The 19,902-nt window shown below is 42.7% G+C and carries 17 protein-coding genes and 1 tRNA gene; 8 read left to right on the forward strand and 10 right to left on the reverse strand.

The window, feature by feature from the left end; genetic code table 11:
- Positions 1-25: 25 nt before the first annotated feature.
- The 4 genes from X939_RS0114320 (at position 26) to X939_RS0114335 (ending at position 4,169) form a co-directional block, all read left to right on the forward strand.
- Complete coding sequence (locus tag X939_RS0114320) at positions 26-1,081, forward strand: acyltransferase family protein (RefSeq protein ID WP_025763978.1); 1,056 nt, start codon at positions 26-28, stop codon at positions 1,079-1,081.
- Positions 1,082-1,148: 67 nt separating this feature from the next.
- Positions 1,149-1,445 (forward strand): thioredoxin, encoded by a 297-nt coding sequence (trxA, locus tag X939_RS0114325; protein WP_025763979.1) that lies wholly within the window; start codon positions 1,149-1,151, stop codon positions 1,443-1,445.
- A 15-nt stretch (positions 1,446-1,460) separates the two neighbouring features.
- On the forward strand, positions 1,461-2,576 hold the full coding sequence (nagA, locus tag X939_RS0114330) for an N-acetylglucosamine-6-phosphate deacetylase (protein ID WP_025763980.1): 1,116 nt from the start codon (positions 1,461-1,463) through the stop codon (positions 2,574-2,576).
- Positions 2,577-2,684: 108 nt separating this feature from the next.
- Complete coding sequence (locus tag X939_RS0114335) at positions 2,685-4,169, forward strand: alkaline phosphatase D family protein (RefSeq protein WP_025763982.1); 1,485 nt, start codon at positions 2,685-2,687, stop codon at positions 4,167-4,169.
- A 78-nt stretch (positions 4,170-4,247) separates the two neighbouring features.
- Here the strand turns inward: X939_RS0114335 and X939_RS23110 are convergent, their stop codons facing one another.
- From X939_RS23110 to X939_RS0114365, 5 genes are all read right to left on the reverse strand, one after another.
- Entirely contained in the window at positions 4,248-4,985 is a 738-nt protein-coding gene (locus tag X939_RS23110; RefSeq protein ID WP_025763983.1) for a hypothetical protein, read from the reverse strand.
- A 167-nt stretch (positions 4,986-5,152) separates the two neighbouring features.
- Entirely contained in the window at positions 5,153-5,740 is a 588-nt protein-coding gene (locus X939_RS0114350; protein ID WP_025763984.1) for a class I SAM-dependent methyltransferase, read from the reverse strand.
- A 65-nt stretch (positions 5,741-5,805) separates the two neighbouring features.
- Positions 5,806-6,879 carry a sialidase family protein gene (locus X939_RS0114355; protein ID WP_131694744.1) on the reverse strand — a complete coding sequence of 358 codons (1,074 nt, stop codon included), beginning with the start codon at positions 6,877-6,879 and terminating at the stop codon, positions 5,806-5,808.
- Positions 6,880-7,161: 282 nt separating this feature from the next.
- On the reverse strand, positions 7,162-7,659 hold the full coding sequence (locus X939_RS23115; RefSeq protein ID WP_025763986.1) for a DUF2867 domain-containing protein: 498 nt from the start codon (positions 7,657-7,659) through the stop codon (positions 7,162-7,164).
- 61 nt (positions 7,660-7,720) lie between these two features.
- Positions 7,721-9,901: a B12-binding domain-containing radical SAM protein gene (locus tag X939_RS0114365; RefSeq protein WP_025763987.1), complete on the reverse strand. Its 2,181-nt coding sequence runs from the start codon at positions 9,899-9,901 to the stop codon at positions 7,721-7,723.
- Between the two features lie 274 nt (positions 9,902-10,175).
- Here X939_RS0114365 and X939_RS0114370 point away from each other — a divergent pair, with 274 nt between their 5' ends.
- Positions 10,176-11,555, forward strand: a complete 1,380-nt coding sequence (locus tag X939_RS0114370; protein ID WP_025763988.1) for a purple acid phosphatase family protein — start codon at positions 10,176-10,178, stop codon at positions 11,553-11,555.
- A gap of 68 nt (positions 11,556-11,623) precedes the next feature.
- Here the strand turns inward: X939_RS0114370 and X939_RS0114375 are convergent, their stop codons facing one another.
- Complete coding sequence (locus X939_RS0114375) at positions 11,624-12,766, reverse strand: glycoside hydrolase family 18 protein (RefSeq protein ID WP_025763989.1); 1,143 nt, start codon at positions 12,764-12,766, stop codon at positions 11,624-11,626.
- Between the two features lie 517 nt (positions 12,767-13,283).
- On the opposite strand from X939_RS0114375, the gene X939_RS23120 reads away from it, so the two are divergent.
- Entirely contained in the window at positions 13,284-14,723 is a 1,440-nt protein-coding gene (locus tag X939_RS23120; protein WP_025763990.1) for a T9SS type A sorting domain-containing protein, read from the forward strand.
- 111 nt (positions 14,724-14,834) lie between these two features.
- Here the strand turns inward: X939_RS23120 and X939_RS0114385 are convergent, their stop codons facing one another.
- Positions 14,835-15,635: a glycoside hydrolase family 16 protein gene (locus tag X939_RS0114385; protein WP_025763991.1), complete on the reverse strand. Its 801-nt coding sequence runs from the start codon at positions 15,633-15,635 to the stop codon at positions 14,835-14,837.
- A 559-nt stretch (positions 15,636-16,194) separates the two neighbouring features.
- Here X939_RS0114385 and rfbD point away from each other — a divergent pair.
- Positions 16,195-17,043, forward strand: a complete 849-nt coding sequence (gene rfbD / locus X939_RS0114390; protein WP_025763992.1) for a dTDP-4-dehydrorhamnose reductase — start codon at positions 16,195-16,197, stop codon at positions 17,041-17,043.
- 52 nt (positions 17,044-17,095) lie between these two features.
- Here the strand turns inward: rfbD and rbsK are convergent, their stop codons facing one another.
- On the reverse strand, positions 17,096-17,998 hold the full coding sequence (rbsK, locus tag X939_RS0114395; protein ID WP_025763993.1) for a ribokinase: 903 nt from the start codon (positions 17,996-17,998) through the stop codon (positions 17,096-17,098).
- Between the two features lie 177 nt (positions 17,999-18,175).
- Complete coding sequence (locus X939_RS0114400) at positions 18,176-18,706, reverse strand: dihydrofolate reductase family protein (protein ID WP_025763994.1); 531 nt, start codon at positions 18,704-18,706, stop codon at positions 18,176-18,178.
- A 680-nt stretch (positions 18,707-19,386) separates the two neighbouring features.
- On the opposite strand from X939_RS0114400, the gene X939_RS0114410 reads away from it, so the two are divergent.
- Positions 19,387-19,460 (forward strand) — tRNA-Asp (locus tag X939_RS0114410).
- 113 nt (positions 19,461-19,573) lie between these two features.
- On the opposite strand, the gene X939_RS23345 is transcribed toward X939_RS0114410, so the two are convergent.
- Positions 19,574-19,902: transposase (locus X939_RS23345; protein ID WP_025763995.1), on the reverse strand; the 329-nt coding region annotated here is incomplete at its 5' end.

Raw genomic sequence — 19,902 nt, forward strand, 5'->3', positions numbered from 1 at the left:
CCCATACATCCCAGGATATTTTTTGATGAAAGGAAGAGTAGAACAATTGGATGGTCTTAGAGGTATATTTTCTGTTCTGGTGGTGGCACACCATCATAATGCTGTTAAAGATTCCATTTTCTACAACAACTTCTTTGTGATCAATTCAGATTTGTTTGTTGATTTCTTCTTCGTTCTGAGCGGTTTTGTGATCGCCATGAATTATAATACCAGAATAAATAGTGCTCCTGATTTTTTCGATTTTTTAAAGAAAAGAATTATCAGGCTGTACCCCCTGTTGGTCTTTACCGAGCTCGTATTCCTTATTTTCAATGTGATCGGTGACCACAGTTCACTGAAAAACTTCAGTATGGACAGCATGTATTATTTTCGGACTGTAACCGACACCCTAACTTTTATGGGCTCCACCCCCATATTTGGTGACTGGATTGGACTGAATTATCCATCCTGGTCTATTTCTGCGGAAATGATTGCATACATTGTTTATGGCCTTGTAATCGTACTGATGCTGCGATATCGATACCTTGCCTTCACAATAATTACCATCATCTGCATAGGGTTTATGATCTGGAAGGGGCAATATATTCTGGCTTATGATTATGGTTTTGTCCGCGGAATCCTGTGCTTTGGGATAGGCGTTTTCACGCACGCCTTATGCAGCAGAATGAACCTCAATCTCAGCTTTGCCGAATTTCCCTATTTGGCTTTGCTCGTCGGAGCGATGTATTATACACATCATTGGCAGCTCAACTTGGGTAAGCTCATGTTTCCCTTTTTATTTTCGTTGGGAATCATAGTATATGCCAATTCTACCGGAATCATTACCCGGTTGCTCAGCAGCAGGCCCATGCAATACCTTGGAAAAATATCTTATTCTATTTACCTGAACCACGCCATTGTACTCATTCTTATGAATGTGGTTCTATTCCGTTTTTTCAAACTCCCCACTTCGGAACCCATGGTACTGCTATCCTTAATCGCCTCTATCGTATTCACGGTCATTTACTCGCATTTTACTTACCATTTTATCGAACTGAAAGTCGGCAACTTCTTCAGAAAAAATCGTACAATTGTCCAGTGATCAGGATTCGGCAAACCTTTTTAGGTACTTAAAGGTTATATTGTCTTTAGTTTAACACTCGAACATTATGGCAACTTTCAAAGAACTCATCAATAGTAATAAGCCAGTTGTGGTTGATTTTTTCGCAGAATGGTGTGGTCCATGTAAAACAATGAAACCCATTTTGGAAAATGTAAAATCCGACCTGGGTGATTCAGCATCCATTATCAAAATAGATGTGGATAAAAACCCTTCTGCAGCCCAGGCATATAAAATACAGGGTGTACCTACCATCATTATTTTCAAACATGGCAAACCCGTATGGCGGCAATCGGGCGTGGTACAAGCGGATCAGTTGAAATCTGTGATTAAAAAATATCTCTAATTTCGTCCTACTAGAATGTCAGTAACCAGACAAATATTCGCAGAAAATGTTTATACCGGAACTGGACATCTGACCAATCAGGTAGTCACAATACAAGATCATAAAATCTCCGCTTTGGCCCCGGCTGAGTATACCGGCGACTTACCATTTTATAGTCATCTCGCTCCTGGTCTCTTTGATATTCATATCAACGGCGGGGAGCGATTCCATTTTACCCAGAAACCAGACGAAGAAACGCTTGCCGACATTGCCTTGGCCAGTGAATCAACAGGTACGGCTTGCACCCTACCTACCCTCATTACCTCTGGAACTGATAATATCCTCAAAGGGCTCGAGGCGGTCAGGAGTTATCAGCAAAAAAAACCTTTTTCAGGCATCATCGGCATGCATTTGGAGGGTCCTTTTATCAATATAAAAAAGAGAGGAGCCCACTTGCCTCAATATATTCGTAGACCCGAAGATACCGAACTAAAGGAAATCATTGCGGCAGGAAAAGGGGTCTTAAAGTTGATTACCGTAGCACCGGAACAGTTATCCGGCGCTCAGATTGCGCTTTTGCAGGAAGCTGGCATTATCGTCTCCGCCGGCCATTCCGATGCGTCATACCAGCAGGCCGCCAAGGCTTTTGGGCAAGGCATTGGAATAGTAACGCATTTGTATAATGCCATGTCCTCTTTCCAGCATCGTGCTCCCGGGCTGGTAGGAGCCACATTTGACCATCCGGAGATTTATGCCCCTATCATACTCGATGGCGTACATTGCGATTATGCCGCCGCGCGAGTGGCTTACCAGCTTAAAAAAGATAGGATGATTCTGATTTCTGATGCCCTATTTCTCAACCAAAAAGTAAAATCGTTCCAATGGGGGGAGTTTGACGCACAACTGATTGAGGGGCAATATAGGAATAAGGAAGGAAATTTAGCTGGAGGAGCCATCTCCCTGGGCCAGGCAGTGCATAACGCGGTATATGAGGTGGGGATACCCCTGCGAGAGGCTGTGGAAATGGCCAGCACCCGCCCTGCCAAGGCTTTGGGAATGGATCATGAAATGGGTAAGATCGCAACTGGATATCCCAGTATATTCACTTCTTTCAATGATTCCCTAACCCAGTTTGAAGTATTAAGATTATAATTAAATAAGCCTTTGGCATATTTCCGCCAGGGGTAGAATGGTAAAACCAGTTCCTTTATAGAAACAAATAGTACACCTGGTCTATCTGAAACCCTACCCTGAAATATTATGTCGGCCAAAAACAGAAGATACTTCCTAAAAACTGCCGCATCGGCTACGGGAGCCGCCTTTGCATGGACACACCTGTCGCCCTTATATGCTTCTGCCGATTCCCCCGAAGTAGAAGGTCAGGATGTATTTTTCACCAATGGAATGAAAATCGCAGAGGTAAGTAACACTGCTGTAATAATATGGACCCGACTCTGTGCACAGGCTAGACCTCAGCCCATCGTGCATCAGCGTAGAGAAGAAGTTTTTAGGCATCCACTAGCATTTGATGAATCGGGATCGGTAAGCCAGATGGATGGTGCCGTAGCAGGCCAAAACGGAATGGCCAGGGTAAGCCTGAAAAGTCCGGGATTTGCCTATCAATCTGACTGGCAAACGTGCACCCTAGAGAATGATCATACTACCCAAATTGAAATAAATAACCTAGTGCCTAACCAGGAATATGAGGTACGGTGGGAGGCTAAAACACAGGAGAACGCCCCTGTTTATAGCATGACGGGCAATTTTCGTACCCCTCCAGAGCATAATATGCCAGCCGATATCAGCTTGGTAACCTCTACCTGTCAGTATTTTTGGTCCTTCGACGATCCTCATCGAGGCTTCCAATCCTATGACGCCATGCGTAAATTACAGCCCGACTTCTTCATTCATACGGGAGATTACATCTATTATGACAAGCCCGGGCCCATGGCTACCGATATCGAAAAAGCACGACATAAATGGCATGCAATGAATGGTTGGCCAGCCCTTCGTGACTTTTTTGCCCGTACACCTATTTATATGCTTAAGGATGACCACGATCTGCTTCGCGATGATGTGGATCCCTCCCGCCCCCTTTTTGGTAAGCTAAGCTATGCCGATGGGCTAAAGATATGGCGAGAAAATGCTCCCTTGCACGACAAGCCCTACAGAACTATCCGCTGGGGGCAGCACCTGCAAATATGGCTTCTGGAAGGGCGAGAATATCGTAGCAAGAACCAAGACCTGGATGGCCCCGAGAAAACCATATTAGGAAAAGTACAAAAGCAATGGCTTGCTGAAACCGTGTCGACCTCCGATGCCACCTTCAAACTCCTGTTCTCCCCCACCCCCGTGGTAGGCCCTGATAGACCTAAAAAAATTGACAACCATGCCAATGAGTCCTATAAAACAGAAGGAAGCTGGTTGAGGAAATTAATCGCTCAACAAGGAAACATGTACGTCGTTAATGGGGATCGGCATTGGCAATATGTTTCAGAGGATCCCGAAACTAAGATCATGGAATTTGGCTCAGGCCCCGTCAGCGACTATCATGCCCAGGGCTGGGCCCCTGATGATCGCCATCCGGAACATCGGTTCTTGAGGGTAAAAGGGGGCTTTTTAGGCATAGCTGTCAAGACCCTTCCCAAAATAGGACCTCAGATTATCTTTTCCCATTACGATATAAAAGGACAACTGGTACATCAGGAGAAATTTGTATCGAAACAGGTAAATAAAGATGAATAATTATATCACCTTATGTCTGTCTGCCTTTCATTTCCTGGCGAATAAGGAAAGCTTGTGGAATGGCAGCCTGGTATGGCATTAAGCTGCCAGATGATAGGCCCACAGGGAAACATTTCTCCAGATTCTACTGTCGAATGCAAGAACTTCAAAGGTTTGTTCGCAGATAATTAATAAGCCAAAATACTTTAGAACCGGGTGGACATAACCGTTTCTTAGATAATCCCAGATCCAGGCCATTATAATAAGACTATCGGCAAGCACCAGTGCAAACCAAACTTCAGGATGAGGGACGGACGGAAAGAAATGCCTGAACCGAAACCAGGCCGGCCATAAGACAATAATGGTAGCCAATAACATAAGTCGCTTATGAATATGGGGCTTCTTCCTGAAATAGAAGCCTGCCAACACAAATACCAGGTACATTAACCCCGATATAATTACTCCCAGAAAGCCTGAATAAGCAGTCATTCCCAGACCTTGGGCGAGTTCCTTGTGGACGGCAAAAAGTCCTACGGGCACCATGGTTATGCCTACTCCAAAAGCTATTAGTAAAGATATAATGCCCAGAGCACGGTGCATTTTAATATTTCTGTAATGGATAAGTTGAGACTGTATAGCAAACAAAAAGATCCAGGAAAAAGCGAATAGTCCATGAATATGTACTTCCATGGGTGCCGAGAAAGTCCTCTTTCCCATCGGTATCAGATAGGTAGTGGAGAATCCTATAATCGCAGCTAAAACACCCATCCAGGCCATAATTAAAAAGAACGAAAGTTCCTTTTTTCTCCTGCCTCGCATTTCTGGGTGCTTTTTCATCGGAGGTGATCAATTACAGACCTGAACTTATAGGATATATAGGGCCTCAGCCTTCTCTACCGGTTTAAATATAAATAAATATAAACTTAATTAAAAGTTATATCATCCAGATTATTTTCCCATAAGTCCTTGATTGAATGTAATATGAGCGCCCCTTTACAAATTGCTTACACGATGATTCCAAGACCATAATGGTACGGATAATTGTAGGCCTTTTTACCCGTGGCTTGAGCAATATCATGCACTGCTTTTTTGACCTCAGGGAAACTTTCTGTATCATGGAAGATACAACATGTACTATGTTTTACTGCCCAAAGACCACATTCATAGGTTTCTTTATAATTATGGACAATATCCACATGTGCAAAATCGTACTGCCCCTGGTCTTGTTTAATCCAATCTCTGTAGTCAGACTTAAATAGGGTTATATTTTCAAATTCACTTAAAGACTCTTTCGTCATTTCATAATGGTCTCCCTTGTGAACCGTGTGTTCATCTCCAACAAATATATCCACGCCCTTCACTGACTTGAAATAATTTGAAAAAACGACGGCAGAATAGCCAAACTCAACTCCAAATTCTATACAGGAATTACGTTCTACATTGAAGTGGATCAATATATCTTCTATGATTGACTCTAAACCAACCCAGGCCGATATAACATGAATCATTTTATCGGGTGTACTTTTATTGGCAGGTTGATAGGGAATGAGAGGATATCTTTTATTTAGAAAATATTTTTTTATACCCAACATATTGATTAATCGTTAATGTAAAGTCAATAAAGAAATTATGTCTCCCCTATAACTACGAAGAAATATTAAAGTTTATTACGGTCGACCGTCACTTCATAAACGCCCCCTTTATCCAAAGCCAGAAATATGCGCTCGTTAAGTTCCGAACTACGTATTTTGAGATCAAAAACACCCCCTTCCGATTCTCCTGCATGGGTATTTTCCTTCCAGTTCTGGCCCCCGTCCTTGGAATAATAAAGCGTGAGTGGCTGGCGATCCACACCTTTTTCCCACTTGCCAGCCAATATCATATTGGGATCAAGTTCACTTATTCCAATTCCAAAGAAAAAGTGAGACTCCTCGTGACGTTCTATCAGGGTTTTCCATGTATTGCCTGAATCGGAAGTTTTCTTCAGCTCTCCCTCCCAGCCTGTATAGATATTCTGAGGAACCTGTTTGTCGAAAACAATCTTTTTGGGAACTGTCGGATTGGGCACTAAATCGCTCCATTCCTTGCTCAACTTTCCCTCGTTAAATTGAACCAGGTATCCGTTCTCAATAGCGCCCTGCCCTCCAAACCATAGTTCATCAGTTTTTTCAGGATTCATCTCGACTATCATACCGGTTCCTAGATTGCCCCAAGCGCCCCACAGCGTCCTCCAGGTAGTACCTCGATCGGTAGACTGAGCCATGACACCTAACCCCGTAGCGTAGAGTATGTCCTTAGATTTATCCCAGAAAAAGTCAGTAACGGGCTCTGTAGATTGAAGACCAAAATCATGCACTTTTACGACCCAGGTAGCTCCACGGTCTTTGGTCTCATAAATTTCGGTTTCTTGCCAATCTGAACTATTACGGTAGGAAGCCAGCATATGATTTGCATCAAAAACTACTATATCCAACAGGTTCTTCCCCCTCAAGCCCAGGCTCTCAAATTCACCCTCCGATCCGATGTTTTTTACATAAAGTCCATCATTGGTAATGGCATAAAGCATATTGCCAGCCAACTCAAGTCTGTTCACCTTGAGACCTGATAAGCCGATTTGTTTCCATACAAATGCGGGCTGCGGATCCTGCTCTTCATTTTTTTGACAAGCAAGAAAAAGACTTACAACTAGCATCAATGCTAATGTGGTTATAAAAAGACGTTTCTTCTTCATGGCGTTTTCTTTGGTCTATTGGTTGGATGCAGAAAACGTTTGATTGGTTGTAATGGGAGTCAGGGCCCACGGGGTTTTTAGAGGTATATATAATAGTACCAGGAAAATCTAAATTTTCGGATCATCTAAAAAACAAAGAGTAAGGAGAAAGGCGTTTCTGTCTAAAATTAGATTCGAATGTTCGAATTAACCAGTTTTAGGTGAGAAGACAGAATAATAGAACTAAGATCAGAAATCTTTCTTATCACTTAGGGCAGTGCTGGATTTTTGATCCTGCATACGCTAAATCATTCCTCCCTTAAAAGCCCTCTTTACCAATACCCTGACTACCAAACGATGAAATGGTTTTATTAAGCTCATATAAACTTTACCTATGGCGTTATTATACTGGACTAGCGTAATCAGTTTGATATTATGGAGGGCATCACTTTTATGGGCGATAATGGCTCTAAAGTTCAAATGTGAATCATCTGCACCCAGCACTATTTCTGCTTTGGAGAGGGCATATATTTTAAAAATTCCTACATAGCCCCCCACGATGAACGTATTACGGTAGTCCGATGGAACGGACACCTCCAACCCTATCAAAGCGGCCAATTTGTTTCTTATGCTAAATAAAAATTTTATCCAACGGGGAGGATTATTAAAAATGAGATTCGCAATTTCCGCTAAATCATTAGTCCTGTTGATAGTGGAAAAAGTGTCTGCAAAATCTATTTTATGCAACCATCCACATTCTAGATACTGCGATGGAGTGGGCTCCTCTATTACTTTATTCATTTGAAAGCTTCTCTGAACGTTTACATAAATCAGGCTTCATCATAAATATAGGTTAAACCATCTACAGCACCAACAATCCGTTGCTCTGCAATATTTTCCAGGTTTTCGACTCCATTAAAACGTCGAAATTGCCGATATTTTGTCTTTCGAAATCCTGTCTGAAATTCTCCCAGAAAATTGGCGCTTGGGAGCCGATCTGAAGTCTTGGCAACCAGGTTTCCAGCCACTCGGCTAATGGCTGCCGCACTTCAATAGCCCATTCCTTGCGTTTGTCATAAAACACCATTTCTGCCCGATCATCCTGCTCAAACAAATTCACCTCGGGCAAGCTCCCCATCCATATCAGGAGTGCGTTAGGCCGGGTACTCAATTCACTTGTATCGGCAATGGCTTTCTCAATAAAGCGCCCCGGAATACTGGTTTTGGGCACCTTAAAATTAAACCATTCAGATAAAGGAAAATCCAAACAGATACCATGCATATAGTTGAATAGCGATTTACGAAGACCTTCTCCGTACAAATCATGATTAGCCCCTTTGGGGTCGGTATGTTCCAAATCATTATTTGCGAAATCACCTGGTCCAGGCCCTAGTTTTTGAACGTCGAAGGCCTCTGGGGCTAGTCCTACAGGGCTATGGGCCGTCATGGCGAAGCGATGCCAGAATCCGGATTGCACCACGCCCTGGTCGAATAGCTGTCGTACCATTTCCAGGGAGTCAATAGTTTCCTGAGCCGTTTGAGTAGGGAAACCGTACATCAAATAAGCATGCACCATAATACCAGCTTTGGTAAATGCATGAGCTACCCGGGCCACCTGGGCAACGGTAACACCTTTTTTCATACGTTCCAATAGGCGGTCGGAGGCTACTTCGAGTCCTCCCGATATGGCAATACAGCCCGATGCTTTAAGGAGTCGACACAAGTCTGGAGTAAAATTTCGTTCAAAGCGGATATTCGTCCACCATACCACAGTAATTTTACGGCGGATTATTTCAATGGCCAGGTCTCGAAGTAAAGCAGGCGGAGCGGCCTCGTCTACAAAATGAAAGCCATTTTGCTGAGTTTGTGCAATAATCTCTTCGATACGGTCGCAGAGTAAAGCAGCCGTCATAGGCTCATAGCGCCTGATATAGTCTAAAGAAATATCGCAGAACGAGCATTTACCCCAATAACAGCCATGAGCCAGGGTCAGTTTGTTCCAGCGCCCATCACTCCAGAGCCGGTGCATGGGATTTACCACTTCGATGACCGAAAGATAGTCCAAAAGCTTCAAGTCACTATAATCGGGTGTGCCTGTGTCCCGTTGGGCTACATCTTTTTCCTTTGCCCCATTCCAATAAAGAACTTTACCCTCTTCCAGGGCAAAAACACGTTTCAAATGCTCTTTATCCCGGTTCCCATCCAGATGTTCCAGTAAGATCTGCAAAGGAGCTTCTCCATCGTCCAAACAAACATAATCCACATATTTAAAGAGGCGGGGTTCTTTCAATGACCTTAATTCGGTGTTGGCAAATCCACCGCCGAATAGCACCTTAATATGGGGATAAAGCCTTTTGATATACTGTCCACATTTCAAACCCCCATACAAATTGCCAGGAAAAGGGGCAGATATTACGACTTCGGAAGGCTGATGCCGCTCCAGATGTGCTTCCAGACATTCCACCAGAATCTTGGTCAGGAGTGTATCCGGCGCATTCAGTGCTTGCTCCATTTCATCGAAATGTGTAGCAGACCGTCCGAGTCTTTCGGCGTAACGGCTAAAACCAAAATAAGGATCAATGGCCTCCTGAATAAGATCGCCCAGATCTTCTAAATAGAGAGTAGCCAGGTGGCGCGCCTTGTCATGAATCCCCATCGTTCCGAACGCCCAGTCCAGATCTTCGAGCTGTAGAAAACGAGCCGCTTCGGGAAGATAGCTCCGGTCACAGATACTATGGGCCAAGGTGGGATTCTGGTTCTTTAAGAAACGGATAACCGGGTCGATGCTAGCAATATAATCATTCTTTAAAGCATATATTCTATAGGACTCCTCGGAGAGGGCTATATCAGAATCGTCCAGAATTTGGAACATCCTTTTCAATCCCTTTGAAGAAAATAGGGATAAAATCACCTCAATTCCCAGGTCGGCCTGGAATGACATACGACCAAGTGTATTGAGAAACCCCTTCAGATAGGCCGTAGCCGGATAGGGAGTATTCAGCTGGGTAAAAGGGGGCGTAATAAGTAAAGTAGACCGATTCAAGATTATTCAATTAATGACATTACAAAGTTAATTCATTTGGATAGGAAATAAGCATCTATATCCATCTTGGACTCCCCACCACCACTGGTGTAGGAAATAGAAATTAGTTAACCTAAGTGTTCTGCTAGCTCTTTACAGGTGTCCCAAAAAACGGTTCAGATGCTAAAAAGCATCGAATTCATAAATACTTAACATCTGGTCTTGGTCCTATTTCGATTTTTGAGGGTAATATTACCGGTTGATTCCGACATGACAAACCTAAGTTTTAATACCTATGAAATATCCCTTACTTCTCACATGCCTGGTGGTCTCTTCCCTTCAGGTGTTGGCCCAGGAAAGTAAAACATACCCTGCCAGTCCCTTCCCCGATCGGGTAATACTGGGATGGAAAGGCGATGCAGCGCATAGCCAGGCCGTGAACTGGCGCACAGACTCTACCATTACGGAGGGAATGGCGGCCATTCACGAGGCCGACGCCTCCCCCGATTTCCAACCCAATGCGCGCCTGATCAAAGCCAAAAACCTGCCCACCACCATTGAAGGACGCACGGTGATCAATCATGAAGTAAATTTCACCAACCTAAAACCCTCTACCCAATATGTATATCGGGTGGGTGATGGCAAGTACTGGAGCGAATGGTTTCATTTTAAAACCGCTTCCGACAAAACCGAACCCGTGTCCTTTATTTACTTCGGTGATGCTCAGAATGATCTGCGTAGCATGTGGTCACGCACAATCCGAGGAGCATTTTCCAATGTTCCCAAAGCCAACTTTATTATCCATGCAGGTGATCTGATCAATAGAGCCAATGCTGATAATGAATGGGGTGAATGGTTTGAAGCGGGTGGATGGATTAACGGGATGATTCCCAGCCTCTCCACTCCGGGAAATCATGAGTATTATCGCGACCAGGAAAAGAACTATCAGGTATCTCAGCAATGGAGACCACAGTTTGCTCTCCCCGAAAATGGTCCCGAAGGCTTGTCAGAAACGGCTTACCATATCGATTATCAGGGTATCAAACTTATTTCCATAGATTCGCAAGGAGCTATGCTAGACAGTGCAATGATGATCAAACAAGCGGCATGGCTAGAAACGGTACTCCAGGCCAATACCAATAAATGGACAGTAGTCTTCCATCACCATCCCATTTACTCCACCAAAAACGGACGGGATAATGATGACTGGAGATTAATTATGGAGCCCTTATATAAGAAGTATGGAGTGGATCTGGTGCTTCAGGGACATGATCATACCTATGGTCGAGGAATCAATATGCCGGAAGGACAAAGTCGGAAAAAACCTGACGGACCCATTTACGTAGTTTCAGTAAGTGGACCAAAAATGTATGATATAGGGCTACAAAACTGGATGGATCGTGCCGCGTCTAATACCCAACTTTATCAGATTATAACGGTAGACAATGACGCCCTTAGCTATAAGGCTTTTACGGTGACCGACGATTTGTACGATCATTTCGAATTAAAAAAGGACAAAAAGGGAGTCAACACACTGGTAGAAATGGAACATACTTTGCAGATGAAGGAGCGTCTGGAACTCCCTGCCAAGCTTCAGGAGCGTTTCAAAGACGAAGAGCTCAAGGAATATAATGAGCGATTTAAAGCCTATAAGAAACGCAAAGGCCTGAAATAATCTTATCAAAATCAGAGGTAAAACACCTGCAATTACCATCTTAAATAGATGGTGCTGCAGGTGTTTTTTCAATTAAAAGTATCGTGAATCGCACCTAATAAATATCCTTTTGGATCTGAATCATATTCCCAGAACATAACCCCCGCCATTTTATTTTTCAAAACATAATTACATTTTTCTTCAACAGACTGCTCATCGTCATAACTAATCATCTGCCCGGTTTCCGCATTATAAATATAAGGCACCCGAGCCCTATCGTCCCGAAAAGCCTGAAACCCCCTTTGATTGACCAGACTATCCTTGATATACCCGTAGCCGTCGATATAGCTTTTAGCACTGTAAGGCTGCCCTACCACCTGAGTGGCATGAGACTCCACGGTAAAGGAGCGGCCATAAAAAGGCAGTCCCATCACCAACTTCTCCACCGGTACTCCGGCTGCAATAAAAGCTTTGACGCAATGATCGGCATTCTTGTTGGAATCATAACCATCACTAGCATACAAACCGGCATGATGTACTGAGATGTCGGGCACAAATAAGTCATAAGTCATCAAGTTTACATAGTCTAAATAACTCGCCGCCATTTTCATATCGGTATGTTGTAAGTATTCCCCAAAACCTGCCACAGCCGTTGTTAGCAATTTAGGACTACCCGTCTCCTTCTCCATCTGATCTAGCTCCTCCCTTAGTGCAGCGAACATCAGCGTATAATTCTCCTTGTCCTCGGGTCGGAATACATTTCCTTCTTCCCCTTCCATACCCGGGTATTCCCAGTCAATATCTACACCATCAAGGTCGTATTTCCGAATAATATCCACGGAGGTTTTGGCAAAAACTTTCCTGGAGGAGTCTGTTAACACTGCATCAGAAAAATTTTCACTCCAGGCCCATCCACCAATTGAGATCAGTATCTTCAATTCCCGGTTTTTAAGCTTCAACTCATTTAGTTTACGAAAATTAATTGAGTCAGTCTTTTCATTGGTCAGAAATGCTTTGCCATCCACAATATTTACAAAGGCATAATTGATATGGGTCAATTTCTCCACTTGGATCCTTTCGGTATCCAGCAAGCCATGAAAGCCACCAACATAACCAATTACTACGGGTCGATTGATCTTCTCATCCTCCTTCTGGTTGTAACAGGAGGCAACTATCAGAAAACTAAGTAATAACAGAACGGGGGAATGCGCCCGCTTTAAAAGATTATTCATAGAGGTTTTGGTTTAGAATTAGCCACTTTTCGGGCAACTGAGAAGCAAGTTATTAATTTTTTTTAAAAACCCCTTCAAGTCTATGGATGGAAACCCCCTAATAAGCAGAAGGTAGTAAGTTTTAAAATATTTCTCCCATGTCCGATTCGCGTCCTGTATAAAAGATTCCACTATATAATAATTTCAAGTCATGTATCAATTAGCAATTTGTAAGTCAGGTATCATGACTTGTCAACTCGTTAGAGACCACTGAATTATTTTGTCAAACGGAGGACTATACTTTTAAAATAGTCTTATTTATTAATAAAAATACTTCTATGAAAGGATCTGATCTTCAGAATGTGCCTCTAATATAACCTACAATTACTGGGGGCCTTTCTTCAAACACATTCTATTCCATCATATATACGTAAATTATCTAGACTGTTTTGATGGATTTAATAGTGATTTTTCTATAACCATACTGGACAATTATCTATATTATAATAGTATAATCTTCCTCTAAATAATAGAAATCATGAAAACTAATTATTTCTACACCTTGATTTTATCACTACTTTTTAGTTCTTTTATCACTATTCAGAGATCTAAAGCCCAATGTAACATCAGCCAGCCAGGAGTTGTACTTCGCTCAACTGTTCCACAGTCCGGCTACATTACCATGATCTTCGATTTGAGTTTCACTATAGAAAGAAATAATGGTAACAAGTTCGCCTATTTTCATTTATGGACCTCGGATAATTACCCTGATCTGGACTATGGACACAGGCCCAGCTCTCCAGAAGCAGCTGACTTAGTCAACAGCTTGGCTACAATTGTGATCAATACCGACGACAGTCCAGCAAGCCTAGTCGATACCTATTTACCGGACGACCTAGTAATACCACTTACTGGAATGAGTATTCATGAATCTGAAATAGATGGTCGATTTTCCAAAATAACGATTAAGGGTATTACTATAAGTGCTCCTGCCGCCAATGGTTTGATGCCCGCTCTCAAGGGAGATACTTGGGCATCTCAGGCAGCTAATGGAAAAATTATCCACTGCTACCAGAAGGGTCTAGGATTTATGGTCACTGACCCGATGGTTACTGGTAGGCTCAATTGCCAGCCGGCGGGTGTTCTACAGAGGAGTTTCAATCTTAGTATTACCACATTAGATCCTGAAGAAAAGGAACTGATTTATAAGGTATATGTTGATAATGGTAGTTCTCCGGGAATTTTAGATCCGGGAGATGAGCTTGTCAGCACAAGCAACCCATTCAGCATTAAGGCCGGCAGTCCACTTTCCCTTCTCAACCAACCATTTAACCAAATCGGGAAAGATGATAAGGGCTTATGGATAGAAGTAGATGGAGTCGATCTTCCCAACGCTATGCTTGCCGAATTCCCGTATGATTGTCAGGCCCTACCTGTCAATATTTCTTCCTTTAAGGGAGAATTATGGGATAATAGAATCACTCTGTATTGGCAAACGACTCAGGAATATAACAGCAAGTATTTCAACATTCAACGAAGCAGAGATGCGTCAGAATTTATTTCCATCGGCAGTATTGATGCACAGGGGGATAGTCGCGTAGGTAAGTCCTACCAGTTCGCCGATAGCCAGCCCGTAGTTGGGCATAATTATTATCGCCTGCAAATCGTCGACAGGGATGGAAGTATAGAATACTCTAGAATATTATCAATAGACAATGCTGCCGACGCTACTGCTTTCCAATTATTAGGCAATCCCGTACAGCAGGAGATTCGCTTTCTATTAAAAAATGCGAACAGCCAGGGATTGCGACTTACCGATCTCTCCGGGCGCCAGCTTACATTCGAGCTTCAGCGATCAGGGACACAATATACCTTGTCACCTGACCTTACCTTAATACCCGGAATCTACCTGCTGTCATTACCCGTCGCGAAACGAAAGCTTACAAAAAAGATTGTCGTAGGTGCAACCGCTCTTTAAAAGTCCTTGCCTGATCAATAAAAGTGCTGGTGAATAAAATAGCAATAATATAGCAATAATATAGCTATCATAATAATCGCAGCGAGTGGTCTTAACGACGACTCCTTGCGATTATTTTTTTTGATAAACTCTCACATAATCGATGAGCATGGTAAGTGGAAATATCGTATCATCTATCCCTTTTAAGCCTCCCCAATTCCCACCGACCGCCACATTGAGCAGCAAAAATTCTGGAGAGTCAAAGGGCCACTCGGCAGTGGTGAGACGATCATTTTGAAAGGTATGATACACCTTATTGTCAAGAAGAAAATCGATTTTTTCCTCAGTCCAGTCAATGGAATATATATGAAATTCAGAAAAGGGATTGGGTATCAGGGTGGTCTTCCCTATCTGTGTACCCAAGACATGATTGTAGGCCTTGGTGTGCACCGTCCCATGTAATACACCTGGGTCATAACCAACATGTTCCATGATATCAATTTCTCCACAATCAGGCCATTTGCTCGCCTGTATATTCTGCCCCAACATCCAAATGGCAGGCCAGCTGCCGCGTCCGGAGGGAAGCTTGGCTCTTACATCCACGCGGCCATAGGTAAAGGAAAATTTATGGGAAGTCGAAAGGCGTGCAGATGTATATTTGCGTCCTAGCCAATCCTGCTTTCGGGCGGTTATGTGAAGCATTCCATCTTTTACGGTAGCGTTGCCTCCAGTTTCATTGGTATAATACTGAGCTTCATTATTCCCCCATCCATAGGCATTTCCTTTCGTTTCGAAAGACCATTTGGTGGAATCGGGTAGTCCTTCCCCATCAAATTCATCGGACCATATCAAATTTTCCCCACTATATTCAGACTGGCCCCAGGTACATATTGAGAGAATTAAAAGGTAGGATAAAAGAATGGTCCGATACATATCAGAACTGTTCAAATATGAAAAAATTTATTTAAAACTGGTCATCAAATAGTTCGGCAGTCGATCATAACACTTTCATTATCTGCCTTTACAACCACTATTTTTCGACGAATATACCAAAACAATTGGCCAACTTAAACCTGCAAATCTTATTATGTTTTTATTTTTTCTGATAATTGCCATTTTTCCGGCAAAAGCACTATCAATTTTCATACTTTTGCAGCGGATTTCCCGATTAAGCTGAACTTGCGGTTAGAAAGCAGAGTGCAAACCTTAGGACTGTATAGTCTATAGATTATAGTAAATTGCTCTGAAATTTGAATTGCAGAATTATTTTTCAATATTTGTAAAAAACATTCTGCAAAAAAACCATCGAATTTTCGATGGTTGACCATTCGAACTGGCAAGGTATTTTAATTCATATGCATTTTTACTCAACGTTAATAGATTTCTAAAGTCCGTCCCATGCAGGTGACGGACTTTTTTTTGAATATCTTTGTCCAGCTTGGAGTATTGTATATCCGAATTATTCAAAATTTTACCATATCACTATAAATCTATGAAAAGTCTTGTTCTGGGCGCATCGGGGCAACTCGGAAGTTGCTTAAAAAAAGTAGCATCGGAAAGAAGTATCGATTCTATGCTTTTCCCCACCGAGGAAGAAGGAAATATTCTTGACCCCGCCTTACTGGATCTTCTACTAGAAAGGGAGAAGCCTAATTTTGTTATCAACTGTGCGGCCTATACCGCCGTAGATAAAGCTGAAGACGAACAAGATATATGTAGAAAAATAAACAAAGACGGTGCAGCTAATATCGCTCATGCGTGTAAAAAACATGGTGCGGCCATGATTCAAATCTCTACCGATTTCGTTTTCAAAGGGGATGTACAGCATGCGCTCACTGAAACAGATATTGCGGCTCCCGAGAATATTTATGGCCTTACCAAACTGGAAGGGGAACAAGCAATCGTAGGAATTTTGGACGAGCATTATATTCTCCGTACGAGTTGGCTATATTCAGAATACGGTAATAATTTTGTTAAGACAATGATTCGACTTAGCCGGGATCATAAGGATGTAAATGTAATCATTGATCAAATAGGCTCCCCTACTTACGCCATCGACTTGGCAGATACCATTGTGGATATTATGGAGTCCCCTACGCCCCATTACGGACTATATCACTATAGCAATGAAGGAGCGGTAAGCTGGTTCGATTTCGCCCGGGCCATATTTGATCTTGACTTTTCTGAATCAAAGGTAAGTCCTATCCGATCCAGCGAATACAAAACCAAAGCCACGCGACCGGCTTTCTCTGTCATGGATAAAAGCAAAATTAAGCAAACCTTCAATCTCGAAATTCCTTATTGGCGAGACAGTTTGGTGGTGTGTGTGGGCCGTCTTTAATACGCTTGCGGTGGTATTTTTTCGAATAAATACCGCCGCAAGCTTTTCCAGTTTATACTATTTCATTCCGAAATGGAGCTGCGGTCTGTGCCCCTAGCCGGGTAACCGCAATGGCGGCCGCTTTCACGGCAAACTGGCAGGCTGCTGGCAACGAACACCCTTCTACGACAGCCTGTGCCAAGGCCCCGTTGAACACATCCCCTGCCCCTGTCGTATCTACGGCTTGTACCTGCACGGCGGGAACCATCCCTTTTTGAGTTTTATTCTGCCAATAGACCCCTTGCTTGCCTAGTGTAATTAACACGTTTTGAACCCCCTGATTCAGAAACCAATGGGCCGCACGCTCCATGTCTTTCGGATTGCCTGGATAAATCCCTGTCATCACCTCTGTTTCTGTTTCATTGGGAGTGATCATAAATAATCTACTTAACAGTGACTCGGGAAGGCTGGTGGCTGGAGCAGGATTGAGCAAGACAGGAATACCCTTACGACTACAAATATCGGCCACATAAGAAATGGTCTCCAAAGGAATTTCACACTGCATCATCACCAAACCCACCTCTTCAAAGGCTTCGTTCGAAATATCTGCTGGTTTCAGATCCATATTGGCACCAGAAGCAACCACAATTTCGTTTTCTCCATTTTCAGCAACGGTAATCAGGGCCACTCCCGAGGCATATTCGAACGTCTGCCGCAGGTAGGTAATATCTATCCCTTCCTTCCGAAAACCCGAGAGGGCCTCCGTGGCGAATATATCCTGTCCTAATTTGGCTATCAGCCGTACAAGTCCATCCAGACGCGCTGCTGCCACAGCCTGATTGGCTCCCTTGCCGCCAGCATTCATCATAAATTTTCCTCCTAATACAGTTTGTCCAGGCTTAGGAAAATGACTGGTCTGCACTACCATATCCGTGTTCGAACTCCCTATCACTAAAATTTTCTTCCTGTTTTCCATTTCTGCTCTTAGATATATGTGACCCGCTTTGTAAGGATGATTAATTAAAATTAGCTTCTGCAAGGTCATAATATAATCATAAAATCCCCTCAAGTCGAGAAGCATTTCTCTAACAGAAGGGACTTATCTTGTTAAGGGGATCCGGTATCAAATAGATGAACCGTGCTGTACGAAGGTCTATTTTCGTTTGTAATGAAGTTGTACCAAACCCGTCTCAAACGATTTTGAGGAGATAAATTCAAGATTCTGCTCTGGACGGCCATCTTTAAATAGGCTTACTCCTTCCCCTAATAGTATGGGAATTACAGAGATAATAAATTCGTCGATCAGATTATGTTTCAATAACTCGGTTATTATCTCGGCGCCTCCGTCACAGTAGATGTCTTTTCCAGGCTCAGCTTTCAGGCGACTAACCAATTCAGGCAAAGATCCCGAATAGAACTGGACGCGTCCTGTACTCGGCCGAGCTGTGCTAGTCCAGACATATACATCTCTTTCTCCATTATCATAATGCGAAGCCCCAATTTCCCGAACCACATAATCATAGGTTCGCTTTCCTATCAAGATAGTATCTACCCTATCGGTAAATTGAGCATAACCATAGTCCTCATTTTCTTTTTCAACTTGTTTCAGAAAACTAAGATCATCATTCGGTTTTGCAATATAACCATCCAGGCTCATTGCAATAAAAATAGCTACTTTTCTCATATTTATATTTTATTGTTTTCACAAAACTAGTTCCCCTGATTTTCTTTCACTTTGTAAAAAAACGACAAATTAATGTTTTGGGAAGACTAACCCTTTATATCTTCTTATTTCCATAAATCTGGGTGATGTCTTTGTTGTGGAGCCTTATTCGGCAAGGTAATTCTCTGTTCAAATTCATCAGCATTCCGCAGCATCGATCTGGAAATACCACTTGAGGCGCATCATGGAACTCTCCCTTTCAACGCTCCAATTGAGTTTTTAAAAGATTGACGGTTTCATTAAGGCAGAGGTTGTAAATACTTCCTAGCCAATAGAGCAAGGCTGGTGCATGGCTTTCAAGCACCAAATTAATGCATTGCCCTATATTATGGTGGATCCAATTCGTAAAAGGTAGGTCATTTACATTTTACCTGCATAGATATATGAACCTACCCTTGCCGGGATCAAAACGACAGTCTGAAATCAAATCCGAATTGAATAATAAGAATTAAATGAATACCAGAGCCAAAGCTAACGCTTACGGTCCGTAGAAGGGACCTCAGCAAGAATCATTTATAAATGATTAATAGACAGGACAATAAAAAAAACTTGCAAAAAACTATGGATAAAAGCTTTTTTATTAAATTTGTGTTATTACTTTTGCAGCACGAATTACTGTTCTGGCAACGGGAAAGTAAAACGGTTTGGTAGTTCAGTTGGTTAGAATACATGCCTGTCACGCATGGGGTCGCGGGTTCGAGTCCCGTCCAGACCGCAAAAAGCTCAGAGAAATCTGGGCTTTTTTTGGTATTAGGGGTATGGGATTTAGGCTTTAGGGCATAAGGTTTAGAGGATCAAGCCAAATTCTTGGGGGGAAGAGTTAGGGATTCATGCATAGAGTTTAGATAGTCTGAAAAGGAAGAATGAAATGTCCCTTACGCCTCGGGATGTGGATCTGAATGCTTTGATTTTAGCATTGAAGGACTCAGACGAAGCGTTGGTACTTCTGTTGTTAAAGAAATTCAGTATTTCGATGTAGTGCGCTTGGATGGATTTAGCAACAGTCCTAAACGACTCTAAACCACATCTTTCCACATTATCATACCAGAAGGCCAGGGGCTTGTATGCCAGCTCTTTACTGGTATAATTTCGGAAGATCGTTCCAAGTTTTAGCGATAGATTGTATGCTTGGTTTATCACCGGATATCTTTCAAACA

Source organism: Dyadobacter tibetensis Y620-1 (genome assembly GCF_000566685.1).
Classification (GTDB): Bacteria; Bacteroidota; Bacteroidia; order Cytophagales; family Spirosomataceae; genus Dyadobacter; species Dyadobacter tibetensis.